4 protein-coding genes and 1 pseudogene are annotated in these 4,867 nt (G+C 62.7%); 3 read left to right on the top strand and 2 right to left on the bottom strand.

Annotation, left to right across the window (positions count from 1 at the left end):
* Nucleotides 1–33 precede the first annotated feature (33 nt).
* Entirely contained in the window at nucleotides 34–1,368 is a 1,335-nt protein-coding gene (locus tag EI28_RS11540; RefSeq protein ID WP_048114999.1) for a PQQ-binding-like beta-propeller repeat protein, read from the top strand.
* Between the two features lie 121 nt (nucleotides 1,369–1,489).
* Nucleotides 1,490–2,737: an MBL fold metallo-hydrolase gene (locus EI28_RS11535; RefSeq protein WP_369792292.1), complete on the top strand. Its 1,248-nt coding sequence runs from the start codon at nucleotides 1,490–1,492 to the stop codon at nucleotides 2,735–2,737.
* Between the two features lie 259 nt (nucleotides 2,738–2,996).
* Here EI28_RS11535 and EI28_RS15325 read toward each other — a convergent pair whose 3' ends face one another.
* Nucleotides 2,997–3,302 (bottom strand): hypothetical protein, encoded by a 306-nt coding sequence (locus EI28_RS15325; RefSeq protein WP_255342099.1) that lies wholly within the window; start codon nucleotides 3,300–3,302, stop codon nucleotides 2,997–2,999.
* Between the two features lie 109 nt (nucleotides 3,303–3,411).
* Nucleotides 3,412–4,308 (bottom strand): annotated as a pseudogene (locus EI28_RS11530) (APC family permease); the annotation flags it as partial.
* Between the two features lie 194 nt (nucleotides 4,309–4,502).
* Between EI28_RS11530 and EI28_RS11525 the strand changes: the two are divergent.
* Nucleotides 4,503–4,867 (top strand): hemerythrin domain-containing protein (locus tag EI28_RS11525; protein ID WP_048114996.1); only part of this gene is annotated, 365 nt, incomplete at its 3' end.

Raw genomic sequence — 4,867 nt, 5'->3', positions numbered from 1 at the left:
TATATATACACCTATTCCGTATCACTGCACACCATGACCCGGATCAGGTGCTATCCAGTTCCAATATCCCATAGCAGTCTCATAACGTGCCCCAAACCACCCGGGCACCGAAGGATCAGAAAGATCCTTGCATGCTTCATTGCATTCTGCCTCATCTGCGGGATAGGGCAGGCGTATAGTCTTGAGAATGCCACATCAGAGGACAGGTTTCTGGTCGGGACAAAACTCTTCCTTAACGCCGACAGCGGAAGTGGGACGACATCGGGCGGATCCTCCGGATCCGGAGGAGGAAGCTCCACTGCCGTCCTGCTCTGGACGTCCAGGTTTCCGGCCGCCGTAACGGCGGTCGATATACGTGCCGACGGGGCCGTCGTGGTGGTCGGAACCGCCGACGGGAACGTCACCCACTTAAACAGCAGCGGCACCACGCTCTGGACGGTGCCGTCCGGCGACCCGGTCAGCGCGGTCGGGATCGCCGACGACGGGAACGGCATCGTGGCGGGAACCGGAGACCGGCTTATGATGCTTGACGCGGGAGGCCACGTCATCTGGACGGTCGACGCCAAAAGCAGGACGCTGGGGGCCGGGATATCCCCGGACGGAAACCATTGCGCCGCAGGGACCATCGCAGGAGACCTCCTCGTCACCGACAACCGGGGAGGCGTCCTCCAGAAGATTCTGCTCGAGAGCGCGGTCAACACCGTCGCGGTAGGCTCGGAGGGTAAGTTCGTGACGGCCGGAACCGAGAACGGCACGATCCGTCTCCTGGGCGCCGAAGGCGACGTGCTCTGGACGCATGATGCAGGGAGCGCCGTGCAGAGCGTCTCGATGACCGGCGACGGAACCATCATCGGCGCCGGAACCGGTGGCGGCGCGGTCGTCATGCTGGACGGCGAAGGGAAGGGAGGCACCGTATGGACGGCGGCGAGCGCGGCGAACGCGGTTCACCTCGATGCCGACGGCTCCACGCTCGGCACCGGGACGAGTGGGGGGTACGCATACCTGATGAACGGCGCCGGGCTCAGAACCTGGCAGTACGGCAGGATGAAAAACATCGACGGGAAGAACTGTGCCGTCACCGGGATTGCGCTCTCAGCATCGGCCGACTACCTGGTCATCGGCTCCGATAACCGGAACGTCTACTACTTCGCGTTCACCTCCCGGCTCCCGCCGACCGTGATGAAGGAGCCCGAACCGGCTGCCCCGCCCTCTGCAGGAGAGGGCGCACATGCCTCCATGAGAACGACTCCCGCAGCCGGCGTTGCCGTCGCCGAGGCCCTGACGCCGCAGGAGGCGCCCGGGTTCTGCGCTGCCGCCTGCCTTGGGGCCCTGGCGGTCGTCGCTGCCTCGCGGCGCAGAGGCCGGTAGTGCGATCGCAAGCGGATCGCAGGACCCAACATTCTTCTTTTATCGATCCGGTTCCTGCAAGCCGCACGAAAAAATGCTTATAAGACGGCCGCGCACCTATTAAAATCATAAGGTGAACCGGGTGAACAAATACTCTTTCGTAGCCAGAATGCCCGACAAACCGGGCGCTCTGCACCGCGCGGCCGAGATCGTCAAGTCATATTCGGGCAACATCATCCGCATCCAGTACGACCGCCGGATCGATCCCGCCACGGTCTTTTTTGAGGTGACCGCCACACCGGAGAGTTACTCCCGGATGAAGGAAGACCTTCACGCGATCGGCTATCTTCAGGCGTCGCTCCCCACGCTCGGATTTCTCAAATTCTCCGTATACCTTCCCCATGAACCCGGCTCCCTCTTTGAACTCCTCACCTACATCACCGGTGCGGGGGCAAACATCGCCTACATCGACTTCGATGACCGGCGGCACGACCCGGGTAGAGTCACCATCAGCTTAAACGTCGAAGAGACCGCGATCGTCGAGAGCCTGCTCGACCGGCTGAAATCCCGCTACCGGCTCGAGATTATCGAGTACGACACCACCGGCGAGAAACTCGACGACACCGTCTTCTACGTCAGGTTCGCCCAGGCGGTGCGGGGGCTGATCGGGACGGCCGAGGACGAGTTCCTGCTCTCGCTCCTGCAGGACGTCAACCACATCGTCCAGGAACTCAACAGCCTCGGCCAGGATCCGAGGGAGGTCTTCGAGTCCATCCTGCTCACGGGCCGGACGCTCCGGGACACCACCGGCGACCGGTTTTACGCGGACGTCCAGCGCATCAGCCTCGCCGACGACGTCGAGGTCTTCTGCTTCCAGATGCCGGGCGGCGGGAACATCTTCCTGCTCCGGGCCCCTGGCGAGACCGTCATGATCGATACCGGATACGGGATATACCACGAGGACGCCGTGCGGATGTTCCGGCACTACGGGCTCGGGGATCCCGGGAATATCCTGAGGATCTATATCACCCATGCCGATGCCGACCACTGCGGGGCGGGCGGGCTTTTTGAAGCGAAGGCGTATACGCACACCGGGTCGCTCGAGATCATCCGCCGGGCGAACCGGGCATACGGGTCGCGCAGCGAATCCTCGATCCTCGAAGAGGTCTACACGACCGTCATCAACCTCTTCTCGCACTTCACCCCGCCCGGGGACCCCGAAGTCTTTGCGGCGGAGAGGCTCGGCATGCGCTCGATCTTTCCCGTCATTGCACGCTTTACGGTCCACGACCTCGAGTTCGAGGTTCTCGAGTCCCTGGGCGGGCACATGCACGGCCAGGTCTACTTCTTCTGCCCCACGCACGGATCATCTTCACCGCCGATACGCTGATCAACTTCGGGAGCCTCGATGAAGAGCGGAAACGCTATAACTCGCTCGCCGACTTCCTGGTGACCTCGGTCAACGTCGACAGCGACCGCGCCCGCAGGGAAAGGACGGCGCTGATCGAACTGATTCGTGACCAGGACAAGGAACTCGCCCCGTCAGGCCGCCGGTGCCTGGTCGCGTGCGGTCACGGCGCCATATCCATCCTCTCGAACGGGAAACTGGAAGCGATCGGGCCCATCGAGCGCTACCGGGCAAAAGAAAGTTAGGCGGCGGCCGACCGCCGCTCCCCGACCAGGGCGATCGCCGCACCGACAACGACCACGACCCCGCCGACCAGCAGCACCAGAGACTCCAGCTGGGCGAGGAGAAGGAGCGTCGAGGCGATGCCGACGGCCGGGATGACCGGGAGCCGTCCGATGCTGCCGGGTATCCGGAACTGCCGGGGCGCATCCGGCGCACGGTAGCGAAGCAGAATAACGGACGCATTGATGACGACAAACGTCACGAAGAGCGTGAAGTTCGTGACGTTCGCGACGAAGTCGATCTCCCCGGCAAAGAGGAACGCGATGGAGGCAAGCGCAACGGCGACGATAGCTGTCCAGGGCGTCCCGTGTCCGGGGGTGGACGCGGGCGAGGATGGGTGGGAGCGAGAAGGAGGATGCCATCCCGTAGATGATCCGGGACGACGCCATCATCATCAGGAGAGCGGTGTTTGCCGTGGCAAAGAGGGCGATGACGGAGATGAGGGTGAACGCCGCAGGGCCGAGAGCGACGGATGCAACGTCGGCGAAGGGCGCCCGGGATGCGGCGAGCTGCTCCCACCCGACGACCGACACGGCGGCGAGAGAGACCAGGATGTAGAGGAGGACTGAGATGACAAGCGCGATAATCAGGGCTATGGGGATGGTGCGCTCCGGGTTTCTGGTCTCCTCCGAGAGTTTCACCATCTCCTCGAATCCCATATAGGCGAAGAAGACGAGGGCGGAGGCCTGCAGGAGGCCCGAAACCCCGAGCGGCATCTCGAAATAGTCCACCCGCCCGAGGTGCGGGAGGCCGATCAGGATGACCATGACGATACCGCCTACCTCGATGAGGGTCATGGCGATGGCGGCCCGGGCGGTCTCCTTGATGCCGTAGAAGAGGATCCCGGCAAGGACGAGGAGGATCAGGATGGCGGAGGGGACGCGCGGGAAACCGACGAGATCCGAGAAGTAGCCGGCAAACCCGAGCGAGACGGTTGCAGCCCCGAGGATGCCGGAGAAGATGATCAGCCACCCGACGACGAACGCAAGCCTCCTCCCGAAGGCGTTTCTGACGTACTCGAACTCGGCGCTCGCACGGGGGTACATCGACGAGAGTTCAGCGTAACCGAGTGCGCTGAACCCGGCGATGGCGGCGGCAACGGCGAACGTCAGCCAGACGGCGTTGCCGGCCATGCCGGCCGCCTCCCCGAGCAGGGCATAGATCCCGGCCCCGAGGATGATCCCGACGCCCGAGAGGGTGACCGCGGGAAGACCCAACTCGCGCCGGAGTTTCGTTCCGGGAGTCCGGGCGTCCCGATCCTCGTTCGGCATGTACAATCCTATGTGCCTGTAGCATTTATGGATATCCGGCGGCTATCATCGGGCATCGGCACGATACGCCACACAGCCGGATGCATCGTTGCCGGGGGGACAGGCAAGGCTACGGGACGGAACTGCGCATAACGTATATATACCAGTCTCGCCCCTCATGGCTTCTTCCCTGCAGAGCGGGGGGAAGTGATCTGATGGCACAGAACGTTATCGATATCCTGAAGCAGGAGCACGAAATGGTGCTCTCGCAACTCTCGGAACTCTCGAGCAAGGGCACGAGCAACCGGGAGCAGAAGTACAACTCCTTGAAAGAGAACCTCATGCCGCACATGATCGGGGAGGAGCAGGCCGTATACCCGAAACTCATGGAGTCCGGGATGCAGGAGATAGCCCTCGAGTCGATCGAGGAGCACAACGCAGTCAAATCATTGCTATCCCAGCTCGACAGCGCGTCCATGTCGGAAGAGGACGTCTGGGTGGCGAAGATAACGGTGATCCAGGAGAACGTAAAACACCATATCAGCGAGGAGGAGGAAGAGATCTTCCCCAAGATGCAGCA

Origin of the sequence: Methanoculleus sp. MH98A, from assembly GCF_000691865.1 — an archaeon.
GTDB lineage: Archaea > Halobacteriota > Methanomicrobia > Methanomicrobiales > Methanoculleaceae > Methanoculleus.
Note: the sequence above shows the minus strand (reverse complement) of the source record. Positions and strands in the feature narration are given on the sequence as shown.